3 protein-coding genes are annotated in these 20,923 nt (G+C 76.6%); all 3 read right to left on the bottom strand.

Annotated elements, in window-relative coordinates; all coding sequences use genetic code 11:
* Positions 1 to 5,447, bottom strand: a 5,447-nt coding sequence (locus ACFW6P_RS30815) for a type I polyketide synthase (RefSeq protein ID WP_386359590.1), incomplete at its 3' end; no start/stop codon positions are given.
* A 37-nt stretch (positions 5,448 to 5,484) separates the two neighbouring features.
* A complete protein-coding gene (locus ACFW6P_RS30810; RefSeq protein ID WP_386359589.1) occupies positions 5,485 to 15,591 on the bottom strand; it encodes a type I polyketide synthase in 10,107 nt (3,368 codons plus the stop codon).
* Positions 15,592 to 15,657: 66 nt separating this feature from the next.
* A complete protein-coding gene (locus tag ACFW6P_RS30805) occupies positions 15,658 to 20,907 on the bottom strand; it encodes an SDR family NAD(P)-dependent oxidoreductase (RefSeq protein ID WP_386425586.1) in 5,250 nt (1,749 codons plus the stop codon).
* Positions 20,908 to 20,923 lie beyond the last annotated feature (16 nt).

The following is a 20,923-nucleotide window of genomic DNA, read 5'->3' as shown; positions in this document are numbered from 1 at the left end:
GAGAACCCCGTACCGTCCGCCGCGTCCGCGAACGCCTTGCACCGGCCGTCCGCCGCCAGCCCCTGCTGACGACTGAAGTCCACGAACAGACCGGGGGTCGACATCACCGTGACCCCGCCGGCCAGCGCCAGGTCGCACTCCCCCGCCCGCAGGGACCGCACCGCCAGGTGCAGGGCCACCAGCGACGACGAGCACGCCGTGTCGACGGTCACCGCGGGGCCTTCGAGGCCGAACGTGTAGGACAGCCGGCCGGAGAGGACACTGGCGGAGTTGCCGGTGCCGAGGTGGGCGCCGATGTCGTCGCCCGGTGCGAGCGGACGGGACGTGTAGTCCTGGTAGTTGGTGCCGGCGAAGACGCCCGTGCGGCTGCCGCGCAGGGTGTGCGGGTCGATGCCGGCCCGCTCGAACGTCTCCCAGGCCGTCTCCAGCAGCAGACGCTGCTGCGGATCCATCGCCACCGCCTCACGCGGCGAGATGCCGAAGACCCCGGGGTCGAAGTCGGCGAAGCCGGGGAGGAACCCGCCGGTGCGGGTGGAGGTGCGGCCCGCCCGGCCGGGTTCGGGGTCGTAGAGGGCGGCAACGTCCCAGTCGCGGTCCTCGGGGAAGGGGCCCATCGCGTCGGTGCCGTCGGCGAGGAGCCGCCAGAACCGCTCGGGGGTGTCGGCGTCACCGGGGAAGCGGCACGCCATGCCGACGATCACGACGGGGTCCTCGGCCGTGTCGCGTCGGGCCGCGGCGCCGGAGCCGCCGGACGGGGCCGGGGCCGGGGCCGCCGGGGCCAGCCGTTCGCTGAGGTGTTCGGCGAGCGCGGCGGGCGTCGGGTAGTCGTAGACCAGCGTGGCGGGCAGCCGCATCCCGGTCGCCTCGCCGAGGGTGTTGCGCAGTTCGACGGCGGTGAGGGAGTCGAAGCCGAGTTCGCGGAAGGCACGGGCGGGTTCGACGTCGTCGGGGCCGGGATGGTTCAGGACGTACGCGATGTGCGCGCGGACGAGTTCCAGCAGGGCGTGGCGCCGGTCCGCCTCCCCGAGGGCGGCGACGGCGGCGAGGACGTCGCCGTTCTCGTCACCTGAGCCGTTCGGGGTGGTGGGGGCGGGCCGGTGGGCGCGCAGCCGCTCGAAGTCGGGGAGCCCGGTGTAGAGGCGGCGCGGGCGTCCCTTGTCGACTTCGGCGCCGAAGACCTCCCAGTCGATGTCGGTGACGACGAGCGTGGTGTCGTCGTGGTCGAGGGCGTCCTGGAGGGCGGTGACGGCGACGGCGGGGTCCATGAGGCGGACGCCGTGACGCTGGAGTCGTTCGCCGACGGCTCCGGAGGCCATGCCTCCGTCGGCCCAGCCGGACCAGGCGATGGCCGTGGCGGTCAGGCCGCGGGAGCGGCGGTGCTCGGCGAGCGCGTCGAGGTAGGCGTTGCCAGGGGCGTAGTTGCCGTGTCCTGAGCTGCCGAAGACGCCCGAGGAGGAGGAGAAGAGGACGAACGCGGACAGGTCGAGGTCCGCGGTGGCGGCGTCGAGGTTGAGTGCGCCGCCCACCTTCACCCGCAGGACCTCGGCGAGACGGTCGGGCGTGAGGGAGCCGATGACGCCGTCGTCCAGGACCGCGGCGGTGTGGAAGACGGCGGTCAGGGGCCGGTCCTCGGGGATGCCGGCCAGCAGGGCGGCGAGGTCCGCCGGGTCCGCGATGTCGCAGGCGACGATGTCGGCCCGGGCGCCGGCGGCCGTCAGCTCGGCGAGCAGTTCGCCGGCGCCGTCGGCGTCCGGGCCCGAGCGGCTGACCAGCAGGAGGTGAGCGGTGCCGGTGCGGGCGAGCCAGCGGGCGACGTGCCGGCCCAGGGCGCCGGTACCGCCGGTCACCAGGACGGTGCCGGACGGGGTCCACCGGCGGCGGCCCGGCAGTCCGCCGACCGCGGCGCGCTCCAGGCGGCGGCCGAGGACGCCGGTGGCGCGGACGGCGACCTGGTCCTCGTGGTCGGTTCCGGCGAGGACGGCGGCGACCCGGTCTGCGGCGCGCGGGTCGAGCTGCTCGGGCAGGTCGATGAGGCCGCCCCAGCAGTCGGCCTGCTCCAGGGCGACGACGCGTCCGAAACCCCAGACGAAGGCCTGGGCGGGGTCGGCGGGGGCGGTGCCGGGGCCGGTGGCGACGGCGCCGCGGGTCAGGAACCACACCGGGAGGCGGGTGTTGAGGTCGTCCAGTGCCTGGACGAGGGCGACGGTGGCGGCGAACCCGGACGGCAGCTGGGGGTGTTCGGGGTGCGGTGCGCCGTCCAGGGCGAGCAGGGAGAGCAGGCCGCGGGCTCCGGTGGCCGCTTCGGCCAGGGCCGCCGCGACGGTGGCGCGGTCGGCGGGGCCGTCGACCACGACGGGGACGCACTCGGCGCCGGCCCGGGTCAGCGCGTCCCGTACGGCGGTGGCCTCGGGGCCGTCCTCGTGGCCGCGGGGCACGGCGAGAGCCCACCGGCCGGTGAGGGGGGCGCCGTTGCCGGTCCGGAGTGGCGACCAGGTGATGCGGTAGCGCCAGCGGTCGGCGGTGGCGCGGTCGGTGCTTCGGCGCCGGTAGCCGGCCAGGGCCGGGGCCAGGGTGGCGACGGTGTCCTCGTCGAGGGCGAGGGCCGTGGCGAGGGTGGTGAGGTCACCGGAGTCGACGGCCTGCCAGAAGGGTGCGTCGGCGGTGCCGGAGTCGGTGCCGCCGCGCTCACCGGCGGTGAACGCGGGCCAGTAGCTGCGGCGTTGGAAGGCGTAGACGGGCAGGTCGACGCGGTGGCCGGGCTCGTCGTGGACGGTGGTCCAGTCGACCGGCCCGCCGCGCACGGCGAGCGCGGCCACGGAGGCGAGGAACCGCCCGGGCCCGCCCTCGGAGCGGCGCAGGGTGCCGAGGACCGCGCCGTCGGTGATGCCGAGGTCGTCGAGGATGTCGTCGACGGCCGAGGTGACGACGGGGTGCGGGCCCGCCTCGACGAAGACGCGGTGCCCGGCGTCGGCGAGGCCGCGCACGGTGGTCTCGAAGCGGACGGGGCGGCGGATGTTCTCGTACCAGTAGGCGGCGTCGAGGGTGGTGGTGTCCTCGACGCGGGCACCGGTGACGGTGGAGTGGAAGGGGATCTCGGCGGGGCGCGGGCGGACCGGCGCGAATCCGGCGAGCAGGGCGCCTCGGACCTCTTCGACCTGGGCGCTGTGGGAGGCGTAGTCGATGGGGACGCGGCGGGCGCGGACGCCGTCGCCGGTGAGGCGGGCGAGGAGGTCGGCGAGCGGTTCGGCGTCGCCGGAGACGGTGACGGAGCGCGGCCCGGTGACGGATCCGACGGCGAGGCGGCCCTCGTAGGGGGCGAGGAGCCGTTCCACGTCGGTGAGCGGCAGGGGCACGGCGACCATGCCGCCGCGGCCGGCGATGGCGGTCAGTGCGCGGGAGCGGGTGACGACGACGCGGGCAGCGTCCTCCAGGGTGAGGACGCCCGCGATGTGCGCGGCGGCGATCTCGCCCTGGCTATGCCCGACGACGGCGGCGGGACGGACCCCGCACGCCATCCACAGGCGGGCGAGGGCGACGCACACGACGAACAGGGCGGGCTGGACGACGTCGAGGCGCTCCAGCGGCGGGGCTCCGGGTGCGCCGCGCAGGACGTCGAGGACGCGGAAGTCGGTGAACGCCTCGACGACGGACGCGGCTTCGTCGAAGAAGGCGCGGAACCGGGCGTCGGCGGTGTGGAGTTCGACGGCCATGCCCTCCCACTGCGGGCCGTGGCCGGGAAAGAGGAACACCGGGTCGCCCTCGGTGTCGGCGACGCCGCGCACCACCGCCGGGTCGGGGGTGCCGTCGGCCAGCGCGGTCAGTCCGCGCAGCAGGACGTCGAGGTCCGGGGCGACGACGGCGGCGCGGTGTTCGAGGGCGGGGCGGGTGGCCGCGAGGGACCAGGCGAGGTCGGCTGGGCGCTTCTCGCCGTCCGGGGCGGCGCGCAGGTGGGCGGCGAGGCGTCCGGCCTGTGCGCGCAGGGCCGCGGCGGTGCGGCCGGAGACGGTGAAGGCGCGGGGGCGGGGGGTGTCGGCGGCGGATGGGGCGGTGTCGTCCTGTCCGGCCGGCGGGGCCTGTTCGAGGATGACGTGGGCGTTGGTGCCGCTGACACCGAAGGAGGAGACGCCCGCGCGGCGCGGACGGTCCCCGGTGCCGGGCCAGGGACGGGACTCGGTGAGCAGTTCGACGTGCCCGGCGGACCAGTCGACGTGGCGGCTGGGCCGGTCGACGTGGAGGGTGGCGGGCAGCCGGCCCTCGCGCAGGGCGAGCACGGTCTTGATGACGCCGGCGACTCCGGCTGCGGCCTGGGTGTGGCCGATGTTCGACTTCACGGAGCCGAGCAGCAGCGGCCGGTCGGCGGGCCGGTCCTGGCCGTAGGTGGCGAGGAGGGCCTGGGCCTCGATGGGGTCGCCGAGGGTGGTGCCGGTGCCGTGCGCCTCGACGGCGTCGACGTCGGCGGGGACGAGCCGCGCGGACTTCAGGGCCTGCCAGATGACCCGCTCCTGGGAGGGGCCGTTGGGTGCGGTCAGGCCGTTGGAGGCACCGTCCTGGTTGACCGCGGAGCCGCGCAGCAGGGCCAGGACGGGGTGGCCGTTGCGGCGGGCGTCGGAGAGCCGCTCGACGGCGAGGACGCCGGCGCCCTCGCCCCAGGCGGTGCCGTCGGCGGCGTCGGCGAAGGCGCGGCAGCGGCCGTCGGGCGACAGCCCGCGCTGGCGGCTGAACTCGAGGAAGACGGTGGGCGTCGACATGACGGTGACGCCGCCGGCGAGGGCGAGGTCGCACTCCCCGGCGCGCAGCGCCTGCGCCGCCAGGTGCAGGGTGACCAGTGAGGACGAGCAGGCGGTGTCGACGGAGACGGCCGGGCCCTCCAGACCGAGCGTGTAGGAGATACGGCCGGACAGGACGCTGGGCGCGTTGCCGACACCGTCGTCGCCCGCGTTGTCGGAGTGGCTGAGGAGGGTGGTGTAGTCCTGGAGGTTGGTGCCGGCGAACACGCCGGTGCGGCTGCCGCGCAGGGACAGCGGATCGATGCCGGCGCGTTCCAGGGCCTCCCAGCAGATCTCCAGCAGGATCCGCTGCTGCGGGTCGGTGCCCACGGCTTCGCGCGGTGAGATGCCGAAGAACCCGGCGTCGAAGTCGCCGACCCGGTCGATGAACCCGCCGGTGCGGGTGTAGCTGCGGCCGGGGGTGCCGGGCGTCGGGTCGTACAGGGCGTCGGTGTCCCAGCCGCGGTCGCGCGGCCACTCGGACATGGCGTCGGTGCCCGCGTCGAGCAGCCGCCACAGGTCGTCGGGGTCGGTGACGCCACCGGGGAACCTGCATCCCATCGCGACGATCGCGACGGGTTCGTTGTGCTGGGCCTCGGCCGCGGCCAGGCGCTGCCGCGTCTGGTGAAGGTCGGCCGTGACCTTCTTCAGGTAGCCGAGGAGCTTGTCCTCATCGCTCATGTGTTCTCACCCGTTCTCAGGTCCCGTGGCCGTGCCGTCAGGAGATGCCGAGGTCGTTCTCGATGAAGTCGAAGATCTCGTCCGCCCCGGCGGACCGGATCCGGTCGCTCACGTCGTCGCCGCCGGCGGCGGGGGCGGGGGCGACGGCCGTGGTGGTGCCGAACCGTCCGAGGAGCGACTGGAGCCGGGCGCCGATGCGGTCGCGGCGGGCGTCGTCCTCGGGCAGCCCGTCGAGGGCCGCCTCCAGGGAGTCGAGCCCGGCGAGGACCGCGGCGGCGCCGTCGGTGTCCTCGGTGAGCCGGTCGCGCAGATATCCGGCGAGGGCGGTGGCGCTCGGCTGGTCGAACAGCAGCGTGGCCGGGAGGGCGAGTCCGGTGGCGGCGCCGATGCGGTTACGCAGTTCGACGGCCATGAGGGAGTCGAACCCGAGCGCGTTGAACGCGGTCGTGGCGCCGACCCGGTCGGTGCCGGTGTGGCCGAGGACGGCGGCGGCCTCGGCGCGGACGAGGGCGGTCAGGGTGCGTTCGCGTTCGGCGGCGGACTGTCCGGCGAGCCGGTCGCGCAGCGCGTCCCGGGCGCCCGCGGCGGCCTCGGGGTGCCGGCCGGGCAGGTCGCGCACCTCGGGGAGGCCGGCGAGCAGCGGGCTGGGCCGGGAGGTGGTGAAGCCCGGCGCGAAGCGGGCCCAGTCGACGTCGGCGAGGACGAGTGCCGCGTCGGTGCGCGCGGTGGCCATGCCGAGGGCGTCGGCGGCCTTGCCGGGGTCGAGGGGGGTGATTCCGCCGCGCCGCATCCGGGCCTCGGTCCCGGCGTCGGCGGTGGCCATGCCGCCGCCGGCCCAGGGCCCCCAGGCCAGTGAGGTGGCGGGCAGCCCGGCGGCCCTGCGGGACTCGGCCAGGGCGTCCAGGAAAGCGTTGGCTGCCGCGTAGTTGGCCTGGCCGATGGTGCCGAGGGTGCCGGAGACGGACGAGTACAGGACGAACGCGGTGAGGTCGCGGTCACGGGTCAGCTCGTCGAGGTTGCGGGCGGCGGCGAGCTTGGGCCGCAGGACGCGGTCCAGTGCCGCGGCGTCCATGCCGTCCAGGAGCCGGTCGTCGAGGACGCCCGCGGTGTGCACGACCGCGTCGACGGGGTGTTCGGCGAGCAGCGCGGCGAGGGCGTCCCGGTCGGCGGTGTCGCAGGCGGCCAGGACGAGTTCGGTGCGGGTGCCGGCGAGGGCCTCCTTGAGGCGGGCGGCGCCCTCGGAGGCGGCGCCCGAACGGCTGACGGCCACGATGCGGGTGGCGCCGCGGCCGGCGAGCCAGGCGGCGGTGCGCAGGCCCAGCGCGCCGGTGGCGCCGGTGAGCAGGACGGTGCCGGACCAGTTCGGGCCGGCCGTCGCCGGTGCGCCGGACGGGGCGTGTTCGAGGCGGCGCAGGAAGGTGCCCGCGGGCCGGACGGCGATCTGGTCCTCGCCCGCGGTGCCGGTGAGGGCGGCGGCCAGGCGCCGGGCCACGTCGGGGGCGAGGGGGGTGCCGGTTCCGGCGGGCAGGTCCACCAGTCCGCCCCACAGCTGGGGGTGTTCGAGGGCCGCGGTGCGGCCGAGGCCCCAGACGGCGGCCTGTTCGGGCACGGTGGGCGCCTCGGTGCCGAGGGCGCCGACCGCGCCCGCGGTGAGCGCCCACAGGCGGACGGGGTCCGGTCCCGAGGCTCCGTCGGTGAGCGCCTGGAGGAGGGCCGTGGTCGCGGCCAGTCCGGCGGGGACGGCCGGGTGCGCGGGCAGCGGGTCGGTGTCCACGGCGAGCAGGGACAGCACTCCCGTCCAGGCGGGGTCGTCCTCCCGGCGCAGGCCGTCGAGGGCGGCGGCGAGGCCGGCGCGGTCCGCGGTGGCGCAGTCGACGGGCAGGACGCGGACGTGCGCACCGTGCGCGGCGAGCGTGTCGGTGACGGAGCACGCCCAGGGGCCGCCGACGAGCCGGCCGGGGACGGCGAGGAGCCAGGTTCCGGTGAGCGCGGCCGGTCCGCCCTCGGCGGCCGGTCGCCACACCACGCGGTGTTCCCAGCCGCGGATCTCCTCCTGCCTGCGGTCCTCGCCGCGCCAGGCGGCGAGGGCGGGCAGGACGGCGCTGAGCGGGGCGTCGGGGTCGACGGCGAGCCGCTCGGCGAGCGCGGCGGGGTCGGCGGACTCGACCAGGTCCCAGAAGGCGGAGTCCTCGCCCGCCCCGGCGGGGGCCGCCGACGGCTCCAGCCAGAAGCGCTCCCGCTGGAAGGCGTACGTCGGCAGGGGCACGGTCCGCGCCCCCGTGTCGGCGGGTGCGACGGGGACGCCGGCGCGGCCGTGGACGTGCAGGGCCGCGGCGGCGAGCAGGGCGGAGCGCTCCTCTGCGGTGCCGCGGCGCAGCAGCGGCACGGCGGTGAGTGCCGCGGGGTCGGCGGCGCCCTCCTGGACGAGGGTGGTGAGGGTGGCGTCGGGGCCGAGTTCGAGGCAGTGGGTGACGGCGGCGTCCTCCAGGGCGCGGATCCCGTCGGCGAAGCGGACGGCGTGGCGCACGTGGCGCACCCAGTAGTCGGCGGTGACGAGGTCGTCGCCGTCGGCGAGGGCGCCGGTGAGGTTGGAGAGGACCGGGACCGCCGGGGCGTGGAAGCGGACGCGGGAGGCCACGGCGCGGAAGTCGTCGAGCATGGGGTCCATCAGCGGCGAGTGGAAGGCGTGGCTGACGCGCAGGCGCCGGGTCTTGCGGCCCCGTCGGGCGAACTCGGCGGCGACGGCGTCGACGTCGCTCGCCTCGCCGGAGACGACCACGGACGCGGGCCCGTTGACGGCGGCGATCGCGATGCGCCCGGCCCGGCCGTCGAGGAGGGGCAGCACCTCCTCCTCGGTGGCCTGCAGGGCGGTCATGGCGCCGCCCTCGGGCAGGTTCTGCATGAGCCGGCCGCGGGCGGCGACGAGGGCGCAGGCGTCGGCGAGGTCGAGGACCCCGGCGGCGTGCGCGGCGGTCAGCTCGCCGATGGAGTGGCCGCCGAGCACGTCGGCGCGGATCCCCCACGAGGTGGCGAGCGCGTGGGCCGCGGTGCCGAACGCGAACAGGGCGGCCTGGGTGTGGGCGGTGCGGTCCAGCAGGGCGGCAGCGGGGCTGTCCCCGGCGGCGAAGACCACCTCGCGCAGCGGCGGTCCGTCGAGGTGCCGGTCGAGTTCGGCGCAGACGGCGTCGAAGGTCTCGGCGAAGACGGGCTGCGCGGCGTGCAGGTCGCGGCCCATGCCGGGGTGCTGGGCGCCCTGGCCGCTGAACAGGACGGCGAGCGTGCCGCCGTCGGCGGTGCCGGTGGCGACGTGCGGGGCGGTGCCGCCGGCGGCCACGGCGGCGAGTCCGGTGAGGAGTTCGTCCCGGTCGGCGGCGACGACGGCGGCCCGGTGCGCCAGCGGGTGCCGGGTGGTGGCGAGGCTGTGCGCGAGGTCGCGGGCGTCCTCGTCGTGCTGGAGGAGGTGGGTGCGCAGCCGGGCGGCCTGGGCACGCAGGGCCTCGGGGGTGTGCCCGTGGACGGGGTGGACGCGCGGCACGGCGGCGGGTGCCGGCCGGTGCGGGGCGGGAGCGGCGGCGGGCGGTTCCTCGAGGACGACGTGGGCGTTGCTGCCGCTGATGCCGAAGGAGGAGACGCCGGCGCGGCGCGGGCGGCCGTCCCGGGCGGGCCAGGGGCGGGCCTCGGTGAGCAGCTCGACGGTGCCGCCGGACCAGTCGATGTGCGGGGAGGGTTCGTCGACGTGCAGCGTGCGCGGCAGTTCGCCGTGGCGCATCGCCATGATCATCTTGATGACGCCGGCCGCTCCGGCGGCGGCCTGGGTGTGCCCGAAGTTCGACTTGGCGGACCCCAGCAACAGGGGCTGGCCCTCGGGCCGTTCGCGGCCGTAGGTGGCGAGCAGGGCCTGCGCCTCGATGGGGTCGCCGAGAGTGGTGCCGGTGCCGTGCGCCTCGACGGCGTCGACGTCCCGCGGGGCGAGTCCGGCGGAGGCGAGGGCCTGCCGGATGACGCGTTCCTGGGAGGGGCCGTTGGGCGCGGTCAGGCCGTTGGAGGCGCCGTCCTGATTGGTGGCGGAGCCGCGGACGACGGCGAGGACGGGGTGTCCGTTGCGGCGGGCGTCGGAGAGGCGTTCCAGCAGGAGCATGCCGACGCCCTCGGAGAAGCTGGTGCCGTCGGCGGACGCGGCGAACGCCTTGCACCGGCCGTCGGCGGCCAGGCCGTTCTGCGCGGTGAACTCGGTGTACGTGCCGGGGGTGGCCATCACGGTGACGCCACCGGCCAGGGCCATCGAGCACTCGCCCTGCCGCAGCGCGTGGACGGCGAGGTGCAGGGCGACCAGCGCGGAGGAGCAGGCCGTGTCGACGGTCATGGTCGGCCCCTCGAGGCCGAAGGTGTAGGCGACGCGGCCGGAGATGACGCTGCCGGAGACGCCGAGGCCGATGTAGCCCTCCATGCCCTCGGGGATGTCGGCCAGTCCGGACGCGTAGCCGGAGCCCATGGCGCCGACGTAGACGCCGGTGCTGCTGCCGCGCAGGGAGAGCGGGTCGATCCCGGCGCGTTCGAAGGTCTCCCAGGAGGTCTCCAGCAGGAGCCGCTGCTGGGGGTCCATCGCGAGGGCCTCGCGGGGCGCGATGCCGAACAGGGACGCGTCGAAGTGGGTGGCGCCGTACAGGAATCCGGCCTCCAGGCCGGGCAGCCGGTCCAGGTCCCAGCCGCGGTCGGTGGGGAAGGCGCCGATGGCGTCGCCGCCCTCGGAGACGAACCGCCACAGGTCCTCCGGAGAGGTGACGCCGCCGGGGTACTGGCAGGCCATGCCCACCACGACGACCGGGTCGTCCTCGCCGGAGGCGGTCGGGGCGGCGGCGAACTGTTCGGTGGATCCCGTGAGTTCGCGCGCGAGGTGCCGGGCGAGGGCGCTGGGCCGGGGGTGGTCGAAGACGAGCGTGGCGGGCAGCCGCAGCCCGGTCTCGGCGTTCAGGCGATTGCGCAGGTCGACGGAGGTCAGGGAGTCGAACCCGAGTTCCTTGAAGGACTGTTCGCCGTCGACGGCACCGGCCGAGCCGTGGCCGAGGGCGACGGCGGCGTGCCGGCGCACCACCTCCAGCAGCAGCCGCTCCCGGTCGGGCGCGGAGAGTCCGGCCAGGCGGCGGGCGAGGTCGGAGGCGCCGGTGGCGGCGGCACGGGCGGCACGGCGGGCGGGTGCGGGGACGAGGCCGTGCAGCAGGGCGGGCAGGCGTCCGGCGGTGGCCGCGGAGCGCAGTGCGGCGGGGTCGGTGCGCAGCGGCGCGAGCAGCGGCTCGTCCGTGCCGAGGGCCTCGTCGAGCAGGCGCAGCGCCCGGGCCGGGTCGAGGGCGGGCAGGCCGGAGGCCGCGATGCGGTGCCGGTCGTCCTCGCCGAGTCCGCCGGTCATGCCGGCGTCGTGGTCCCACAGGGTCCAGGCGAGGGAGGTGGCGGGCAGTTCCGTGGCACGGCGATGGTGGGCGAGGGCGTCGAGGACGGTGTTGGCGGCGGCGTAGTTTCCCTGTCCGGCGCCGCCGAGCAGGCCGGAGGCGGAGGAGAACAGCACGAACGCGGTGAGGCCGGCGTCGCGGGTCGCGGTGTGCAGGGCGAGCGCGGCGTCCGCCTTGGCGCGCAGCACGGCGGTGAGCCGCTCGGGGGTGAGGGAGCCGACAGTGCCGTCGTCGAGGACGCCCGCGGTGTGCACGACGGCGCGCAGCGGCCGGCTCGCGGGCACCGTGGCGAGGACGGTGGCGAGGGCGCCGGGGTCGGCGGCGTCGCACGCCTCGACGCGAACGGTGGCGCCGTGGGCGGTGAGTTCGGCCGCGAGGGCTTCGGCGCCGGGGGCGTCGGGGCCGCGGCGGGAGAGCAGCAGCAGCGAGCGCACCCCGTGTTCGGTGACCAGGTGGCGGGCGACCAGCGCGCCGAGGGCGCCGGTGCCGCCGGTGATCAGGACGGTGCCGTCGGCGTCCCAGGCGGGCGCGCGGCCTGCGGCGGACGCCCGGACCAGCTGCGGTGTCAGCAGCCGCCCCTCGCGCAGCACGAGTTGGGGCGCGCCGGAGCCGACGGCGGCGGCGAGCGCGGCGCGTGAGGCGTCGGTGTCGTCCACGTCGGCGAGGACCAGACGGCCGGGGTTCTCGGTCTGCGCGGTGCGCACCAGGCCCCACACGGCGGCGGCGGGCAGGTCGGTGACGTCCTCGCCGTCGGCGGCGACGGCGCCGCGGGTGACGACGACGAGCGGTGCGTCCCCGGTGCGCGGGTCGCTCAGCAGGGCCTGCAGGTCGGTGAGGGCGCGGGCCGCCACGTCGGCGGGCCGCTCCCCGGGGCGCGAGGCGTACGGCAGGACGGCGGCGGAGCAGGGCGGGTCACCGGCGCCGAGCGCGGGCCACGCGGGGACCAGGCCTGCCTCCGGGTCCTGCCCGGCCAGTCGCCAGCCGCCGGTGTCCGGCGCGCCGGGGAGTTCGGCGCCGGTCCAGCGCACCGCGTACAGGGCGCCGTCGGCGGGGCGTGCGGCGTGCGGCGCTCCGCCGGTGACGGGGCGGCTGACCAGGGAGCCGACCGTGGCGACGGGCTGTCCCGTGCCGTCGGCGAGGGTGAGGCGCACGGCGCCGGAGGGACCGCGGTCGAGGCGGACCCGCAGTTCGGTGGCGCCGACGGCGTGCAGGGCCACGCCGCTGAACGCGAACGGCAGTCCCACGCCGCCGGCTTCGCCGTCCCCGTCCGTGCCGTCACCGGCGAGCTGGGCGTGCAGGGCGGCGTCGAGCAGGGCGGGGTGCAGCCCGTAGCGGGCGGCGTCGCGGTGCTGGTCCTCGGGGAGCGCGATCTCCGCGTACCAGGTGCCGCCGGAGCGCCAGACGGCGCGCAGCCCCTGGAAGACGGGTCCGTACTGGTAGCCCCGGGTGGCGAGCGCCGGGTAGAAGCCGTCGAGGCCGACCGGTGAGGCGTCCGCCGGCGGCCAGCTGGTGAGGCCGCTCCCGGGCTCCGCGGGTGCCGGGGCGAGGGTGGCGGTGGCGTGCCGGGTCCACGGGCTGTCGTCGTCGGCGTCGGGCCGGGCGTGCACGGTGACCGGGCGGCGGCCCGTGGGGTCGGGTGCGCCGAGGACGATCTGCAGCTGGACGCCGGTGTCGTCCGGCAGGACGAGCGGTGCCTCCAGGGTCAGGTCCTCGAGGAGGGCGCACCCCACCTCGTCACCGGCGCGCAGCACGAGTTCGACGAACGCGGTGCCGGGCAGCAGGACGGCGCCGGACACGGTGTGGTCCGCGAGCCACGGCTGGCCGCGCGTGGACAGGCGGCCGGTGAGCAGCACCCGGTCGTCGTCGGCGACGCGGACGACGGCGCCGAGCAGCGGGTGCCCGGTGCCGGTCAGGCCCGCGCCGGTGACGTCGGCGGTGTGGTGGGCGGGGCTCAGCCAGTAGCGGTCCCGGGTGAAGGCGTAGGTGGGCAGGGCGACGCGCGGGCCGGCGGGGTCGCGGCCCAGGAGGGCGTCGAGGTCGACGGGCACGCCGTGGGCGTACGCGGCGGCGACGCCGGCCAGCAGGGTGGCGGCCTCGGGGCGGTCCCTGCGCTGCAGCGGCACACACACCCGGCCGGTGGTGTCGTCGGGCAGGCAGGTGCGGGCCGCCGCGGTGAGGGCGGCGTCGGGGCCGAGTTCCAGGTACCGGGTGACGCCGTGGGCGGCGAGCCAGTCGACGCCGTCCGCGAAGCGGACCCGGTGGCGCAGGTGGTTCACCCAGTAGTCGGCGGAGGCCAGTTCGTCCGCGGTGGCGGGGCGGCCGGTGAGGTTGGAGACGACGGTCAGCCGCGGCGGGTGCGCGGTGACGGTCTCGGCGACCGCGCGGAAGTCGTCCAGGACGGCGTCCATGCGCGCCGAGTGGAAGGCGTGCGAGACGCGCAGCCTGCGGGTGGTCCGGCCGCGGGCGCCGAGTTCGGCGGCGACGGCCTCGACGGCGGCCGTGTCACCGGAGATCACCGTGGCGCGCGGTCCGTTGACCGCGGCGACGGACACGGCGTCGCCGTGCGCGGCCAGCAGCGCGGTCACCTCGTCCTCGGCGGCCTCCACGGCGGCCATGGCGCCGCCCGTGGGGAGGGCCTGCATGAGCCGGCCGCGGGCGGCGACCAGGCGGCAGGCGTCGGGCAGCGACCAGACGCCCGCGACGTGGGCGGCGGACAGTTCGCCCAGGGAGTGGCCGAGGACGTACTTGGGGGTGATGCCCCAGGACTCCAGGAGGCGGAAGAGGGCGACCTCGAACGCGAACAGGGCGGGCTGGGCGAGGCCCGTCGCGTGCAGGGCCTCGTCGTCCGGGGCGCCGTTCAGCACGGCGTCCTCGAGGGACAGGCCGAGTTCGGGTTCGAGGTGGGTGCGGATCTCGTCGAAGGCGCGGGCGAAGGCGGGGAACGCGTCGTACAGGTCGCGGCCCATGCCGGGGCGCTGGGAACCCTGTCCGGAGAAGAGGAACGCGGTGGCGCCGCGCAGGGTGCGGCCGGTGACGACGGCCGGGTGCTCCTCGCCCGCGGCGAGCGCGTCGAGGGCGTCGCGGGCCGTGGCGGTGTCCCCGGCGAGGACGACGGCCCGGTGCTCGAAGGCCTGCCGGGTGGTGGCGAGGGCGCGCGCGGTGACGTGCGGGTCGTCCCCGGGGTGCGCGTCGGCGTGGTCGCGGAGGCGGGCGGCCTGCCCGCGCAGGGCGTCGGCGCCGCGCGCGGACAGCGGCCAGGGAGCGAGCGGCAGCCGTACGGGGGCGGGAGCCTCGTCCGTGTCGGCGGGCTCGTCGGGGGCGGCTTCGAGGATGGTGTGCGCGTTGGTGCCGCTGATGCCGAACGAGGAGACGGCGGCGCGGCGCGGGCGGCCCTCGGTGTCGGGCCAGTCGGCGGGTTCGGTGAGCAGCCGGACGTGGCCGGCCTCCCAGTCGACGTGCCGGGACGGCGCGTCCACGTGGAGGGTGCGCGGCAGGCGGCCGTTGCGCAGGGCCATGACGGTCTTGATGACGCCGGCGACTCCGGCGGCCGCCTGGGTGTGGCCGAGGTTGGACTTGAGGGAGCCGAGCAGCAGCGGCCGGCCGGCGGGCCGGTCCTGGCCGTAGGTGGCGAGGAGGGCCTGGGCCTCGATGGGGTCGCCGAGGGTGGTGCCGGTGCCGTGCGCCTCGACGGCGTCGACGCCGTCGGCGGTGATCCCGGCGTTGGCGAGGGCCTGTTCGATGACCCGCTGCTGGGCGGGTCCGTTGGGCGCGGTCAGGCCGTTGGAGGCGCCGTCGGAGTTGACGGCGCTGCCTCGGATCACGGCGAGGACGGGGTGTCCGTTGCGGCGGGCGTCGGAGAGCCGTTCCACCAGGAGCAGGCCGACTCCCTCGGACCAGCCGGTGCCGTCGGCGGAGTCGGCGAACGCCTTGCACCGGCCGTCGGGCGCCAGTCCGCGCTGCCGGCTGAACTCGAACAGCAGTCCCGGCGTGGCCATCACCGCGACGCCGCCCGCCATCGCGAGGTCGCACTCCCCCGCGCGCAGCGCCTGCACCGCCCAGTGCAGGGCGACCAGTGAGGAGGAGCAGGCGGTGTCGACGGTGACGGTGGGGCCCTCCAGTCCGAGGACGTAGGAGATGCGGCCGGAGGCGACGGAGGTCGCGTTCCCGGCGAGCATCAGGCCGTGCACGTCCTCGGGCACCTCGACCGGCCCCTGTCCGTAGCCGGAGGTGGCGGCGCCGACGAAGACGCCGGTGGCGCTGCCGCGCAGGGTCTCCGGGCGGATCCCGGCACGCTCCAGCAGCTCCCAGGACGCCTCCAGCAGGATCCGCTGCTGCGGGTCGGTGGCCAGCGCCTCGCGGGGGCTCATGCCGAAGAACGCGGGGTCGAAGGAGGCGGCGTCGCCGAGGAAGCCGCCCTCGCGCGTGGAGAACGTGCCGGGCCGGTCGGGGTCGGGGTCGTAGCGGTCGGCGATGTCCCAGCCACGGTCCTCGGGCAGCGGTCCGATGGCGTCGCCGCCCTCGTCGACCAGCCGCCACAGGTCCTCGGGGGAGCGGATGTCCCCGGGGAACCGGCAGCTCATCGCGACGATGGCGACGGGCTCGCGGCCGCGGTCCTCGACCTCGCGGAGCCTGCGGCGTGTCTGCCTCAGTTCGCCCGTGACCCGCTTGAGGTATTCCACGTACTTGTCGTCGTCAGCCACGTGTGTCACTTCCTTGAACCGGGCGGGCCGGGGCGTCGGGTGCGTGCGGGGGGACCGGCGGTGTGCTCATGCGTCGCCCAGCTCGCGGTCGATCAGGTCGAAGAGGTCGCCCGCGGTCTCGACGCCGGCCAGTTCGTCGTCGTCGGCGGGGGTGTCGGCCGGGGTGACGGGCTCGCCCTGCCAGCGGGCGAGCAGGTCGCGCAGCCGGGCGGTGACCTTCTCGCGGTCCTCGCCGGCCACGCCGGAGTCGTCGAGTGCGCTCTCCAGGCGGTCCATCTCGCCGAGCAGTGCCTGTGCGGTGCCGGGCGGCTCGGGCAGGGACAGCCGGTCCAGCAGGTGCCGGACCTGGGCGAGGACGGTCGGGTGGTCGAAGACCAGGGTGGCGGGCAGCCGCAGTCCGGTGGCGGACGCGAGCCGGTTGCGCAGCTCGACCGCGGTCAGCGAGTCGAAGCCGAGCTCCTTGAAGGTCTGTTCGGGGTCGATCTCGGCGGCCGAGCCGTGCCCGAGGACGGCCGCGGCCTGTTCGGCGACCACCTCCAGGAGCAGCTGCTCGCGGTCCGCCGCGGACAGCGGGGCGAGCCGTTCGGCCAGCGGCCGCGGTGCCTGCGCGGCGGGCGCCGCCGTCGCGGCGGTGGCCGCGCGGCGCCGGGCCGGGGTGCGTACCAGGCCGCGCAGCAGCACCGGCAGGACGTCGTGGTGCTCGCGCAGTGCGGCCGGGTCGAGGTCCATGGGCAGCAGCGCGGCCCGGTCGGAGTCGGCGGCCGCGTCCAGCAGGCGCATGCCGTGGGCGGCGTCCAGCGGCACCATGCCGGTGCGGGCGTGGCGTTCGCGGTCGGCGTCGCCGAGCTCCCCGGTCATCCCGGCCTCCGGCAGCCAGGTGCCCCATGCGAGGGACACGGCGGGCAGCCCCTGGGCGCGCCGGTGGTGGGCGAAGGCGTCCAGGAAGGCGTTGGCCGCCGAGTAGTTGGCCTGACCCGCGCCGCCGAAGGTGCCGGCGACGGAGGAGAAGACCACGAAGCGGGCCAGGTCCAGGTCACGGGTCAGTTCGTGCAGGGCGACCACCGCGTCGGCCTTGGGTCGCAGCGCCCGGTCGAGCCGGTGCGGTGTCATGGAGGACAGGACGCCGTCGTCGAGGACGCCGGCGGTGTGCACCACGGCGGTCAGCGGCCGGTCTGCGGGGATGCCCGCGAGGAGCGCGGCGAGCGCGGTGCGGTCGGCGACGTCGCAGGCCGCGATGGTCACCTCGGCTCCCAGGGCGGCGAGTTCGGCGCGCAGTTCGGCGGCGCCGGGTGCGTCGGGTCCGCGCCGTCCGGCGACGACCAGGTGCCGGACGCCGTGCTCGGCGACGAGGTGGCGGGCGGTGATCCGGCCGAGTCCGCCGAGCCCGCCGGTGAGCAGGACGGTGCCCTCGGGGTCGGGCGCGGCAGGCAGGGTGAGGACGACCTTGCCGATGTGCCGGGCCTGGCTGAGGAAGCGGAACGCGTCCGGTGCCCGCCGCACGTCCCACACCGCCATCGGCAGCGGCTTGAGGACGCCGCGTGAGAAGAGGCCGACGAGGTCGGCGAGGATCTCGCCGATCCGGTCGGGTCCGGCCTCGACCAGATCGAAGGCGCGGTAGGCGACTCCGGGGTGGTCGGCGGCGACCTGTGCGGGATCGCGTACGTCGGTCTTGCCCATCTCCAGGAACCGGCCGCCGCGCGGCAGCAGCCGCAGCGAGGCGTCCACGAACTCCCGGGCCAGGGAGTCGAGGACGACGTCGACGCCGCGGCCGCCGGTGGCGGTGCGCAGCCGCTCCTCGAAGCCGAGGTCGCGGGAGGAGGCGAGGTGCGCGTCGTCCAGTCCCGCGGCGCGCAGGGCGTCCCACTTGGCGGGGGACGCGGTGCCGTACACCTCGGCTCCGAGGTGGCGGGCGAGCTGGACGGCGGCGGAGCCGACGCCACCGGCCGCGGCGTGCACCAGCACGCTCTCGCCGGACGTGAGCCCGCCGAGGTCGACCAGCGCGTAGTACGCGGTGAGGTAGGCGATGGGGACGGTGGCGGCCTCGGCGAAGCTCCAGCCCTTCGGGATCGGCGCGACCATGCGGGCGTCGGCGACCGCGACGGGCCCGAAGGCCCCGGCGAACATGCCCATCACCCGGTCGCCGGGCGTGAGTCCGGTGACCGAGTCGCCCACCTCGGTGACGACGCCCGCGCCCTCCAGACCGATCGCGGTGGCGTCGCCGGGGTACATGCCGAGGGCGGTGAGGACGTCACGGAAGTTGACGCCCGCCGCGCGCATCGACAGGCGCACCTCGTTCGGGGCCAGCGGGGCCGTGACCTCCGGGCAGGGGGCGAGCCGCAGGCTCTCCAGGGTGCCCTTGCGCTCGACGCCGAGCCGCCAGGCAGCGGTGTCTGCGGGTGGTGCGAGGGCCCGGTCGGCGGCGAGCGGCACGATGCGCGGTGTGCTCACCCTGCCGTCGTGGGCGGCGAGTTCGAAGGCCGTGTCGTCGAGCGCGGCGGGCAGTGCCGCCAGGGAGGCGGCGGTGCCGTCGGTGTCGGCGAGGACGAGACGGCCCGGGTTCTCGGTGCGGGCCGCCCGCACCAGGCCCCACACGGCGGCCTGTGCCGGGTCGGCGGGCCGGGGCGCGGCGGGGACGGCGCACCGGGTCACGACGGCGAGCCGGGCGTGCAGGAAGGCGGGATCCTCGAGCCAGCGCCGTACGACGTCCAGCGCGCGGGCGGTGGTGGTGCGGGCCGCGTCGGCCAGTGCGCCCGCGGACGTCTCAGGGCCGGAGGGCACGGCGGCGACCGGTACGGCGTACACGACCGTGCCGGGAATCCCGCCGGCCGCCGCGAGGGCGTCCAGGTCCGGCACGGCGTGTGCGGTGTGTCCGGCGGCGTTCAGTGCGGCGGCCAGGTCGTCCGCCTCGCCCGCGCCGACGACGGTCCACGCGGACGCGGCCGGGGCGGCCGGGGCGGCCGACGGCTGCCAGTCCAGTTCGTGCAGGCCCTGCCGGACGGGGGCGCCGACGGTGGAACCCGCGAGGTCACCGGTCAGCTCGCGCAGGGTGAGCGAGCCGACGGAGGCGACGGGGCGGCCTTCCGGGTCGGCGAGCGCGAGACCGATGGCCTCCGGGCCCTCCTGGACCATGCGCAGCCGCAGCGCGGAGGCGCCCACGGCGTCCACGCGCACGTCGTTCCAGGAGAACGGCAGGCGCCCGGCGTCCTCCATCGGCACGAACATCACGGCGTGCAGGGCGGCGTCCAGCAGGGCGGGGTGCAGGTCGAAGGCGTCGGCCGCGGGGTCCGCGCCGGCGGGCAGGGCGACCTCGGCGAACACCTCTTCGCCGCGCGTCCACACCCGGGTCAGGCCCTGGAAGAGGGGGCCGTAGAGGTGGCCGCGGTCGGCGAACGCCTCGTAGAAGCCGTCGAGCGGCACCTCCTCGCCGTCCTCGGGCGGCCAGACGGTGAAGTCGTAGGGCGTGGCGGCCGGTTCGGCGGCCGGTGTGAGCAGACCGCTGACGTGCAGGGTCCAGGGTGTGCCCGGTTCGGCGTCGTCGGGCCGGCCGTGCACGGTCAGCGGGCGTGCGCCGGTGGCATCCGGTGCCTCGACGCGGACCTGTACCCGCACGCCGCCCCGTTCGGGCAGGGTGAGCGGCGCCAGGATGGTCAGCTCGGCGACCTTCTCGCAGCCGGTGCGGGCACCGGCGTGCAGGGCCAGGTCCAGGAAGCCGGTGGCGGGGAACAGGGCGGTGCTGGTGAGCGCGTGCTCCTTGAGCCAGGGACTGGAGCTGAGCGCGAGGCGGCCGGTGAACACCTGGGTGGCTCCGTCGGCGAGTTCCACGGCCGCGCCGAGCAGCGGATGGCTGCTCGCGCCGAGTCCCGCGGTGGTGACGTCACCGAGCAGGACGGGCGGTCCGGGCCAGAAGCGGCGGCGCTGGAAGGGGTAGGTGGGCAGCTGCGCGACGCGGGCGCCGGTGCCGTCGAAGAGGCGGGGCCAGTCGACGCCCGCACCGTGCGTGAAGGCCTGGGCGAGGGCGTCGAGGAGCGTCTCCCGCTCGTCGCGGTCCTTGCGCAGCGCCGCGACGAAGAGGGTGTGGCCGACGTCCGGCAGGCAGCTCTGGGCCATCGCCGTGAGGGTGCCGTCGGGCCCCACCTCGACGAACCGGTCCGCGCCGAGCTCGGCGAGCCGCCCGACGCCGTCGGCGAAGCGCACCGCCTCCCGCACGTGGCGCACCCAGTACTCCGGGTCCTGGAGTTCACCCGGGGCGGCCACACGGCCGGTGACGTCGGAGACGACGGCCATCCGCTGCGGCGCGTAGGAGATGCCCGCGGCGACCTCGCGGAAGGCGTCGAGCATCGGCTCCATGAGCGGCGAGTGGAAGGCGTGGCTGACCCGCAGGCGGGTGGTGCGGCGTCCCGCGGCGGCGAGCCGTGCCGCGATGCCGGCGACGACGTCCTCGGAACCGGAGACCACCACGGAGCGCGGGCCGTTGACGGCGGCGACACCCGCCTGCGGCTCTCCCTCCAGCAGCGGCAGCACTTCTTCCTCGGCGGCCTCCACGGCGATCATGGCTCCACCGGGGGGAAGTTCCTGCATGAGCCGGCCGCGGGCGGCGACCAGGGCGCAGGCGTCCGGGAGGGACATCACTCCGGCGACGTGGGCGGCGGCGATCTCGCCGACGGAGTGCCCGGCGACGAAGTCCGGGCGCACGCCCCAGGATGCGAGCAGACGGTGGAGGGCGACCTCGACGGCGAACAGCGCGGGCTGGGTCCACTCCGTGCGGTTCAGCCGCTCGGCGTCGTCACCGAGGACGAGGGCACGCAGGTCGTCGCCGAAGTGGGCGCAGACATCGTCGAAGGCGTCCGCGTACACGGGGAACGCCTCGTACAGCCCGCGTCCCATGCCGGGGCGCTGGGCGCCCTGTCCGGAGAACAGGAACGCGGTCTTCCCCTCACCGCGGTGCGTGCCGGTGACCGTGTGCGGTCCGCTCTCGCCGGAGGCGAGCAGCCGCAGCCCGTCGGTGAGCGCCGCCCGGTCCGGGCCGAGGACGACGGCACGGTGCTCGAAGACGGCACGGGTCGCGGTGAGCGAGAGGCCGACGTCGCCGGTGGTGAGGTCAGGGAACCGCTGTACGTGGTCGAGGAGTTGGGCCGCCTGGGCGCGCAGGGCGTCGCGGCTGCGGGCGGACAGGACCCACGGCACCGGTCCCGTCCACGCGGCCGGCTCGGACCCCGGCCCGGGCTCGGGCTCGGGCTCGGGCTCGGGCTCGGGCTCGTCCGGTACGGCTTCCAGCACGACGTGGGCGTTGGTGCCGCTGATACCGAAGGACGACACACCCGCACGCCGCGGA

Origin of the sequence: Streptomyces sp. NPDC058741, from assembly GCF_042746715.1 — a bacterium.
Classification (GTDB): Bacteria; Actinomycetota; Actinomycetes; order Streptomycetales; family Streptomycetaceae; genus Streptomyces.
The sequence above is the reverse complement of the archived record's forward strand: the minus strand, read 5'-3'. Positions and strand labels throughout refer to the sequence as shown.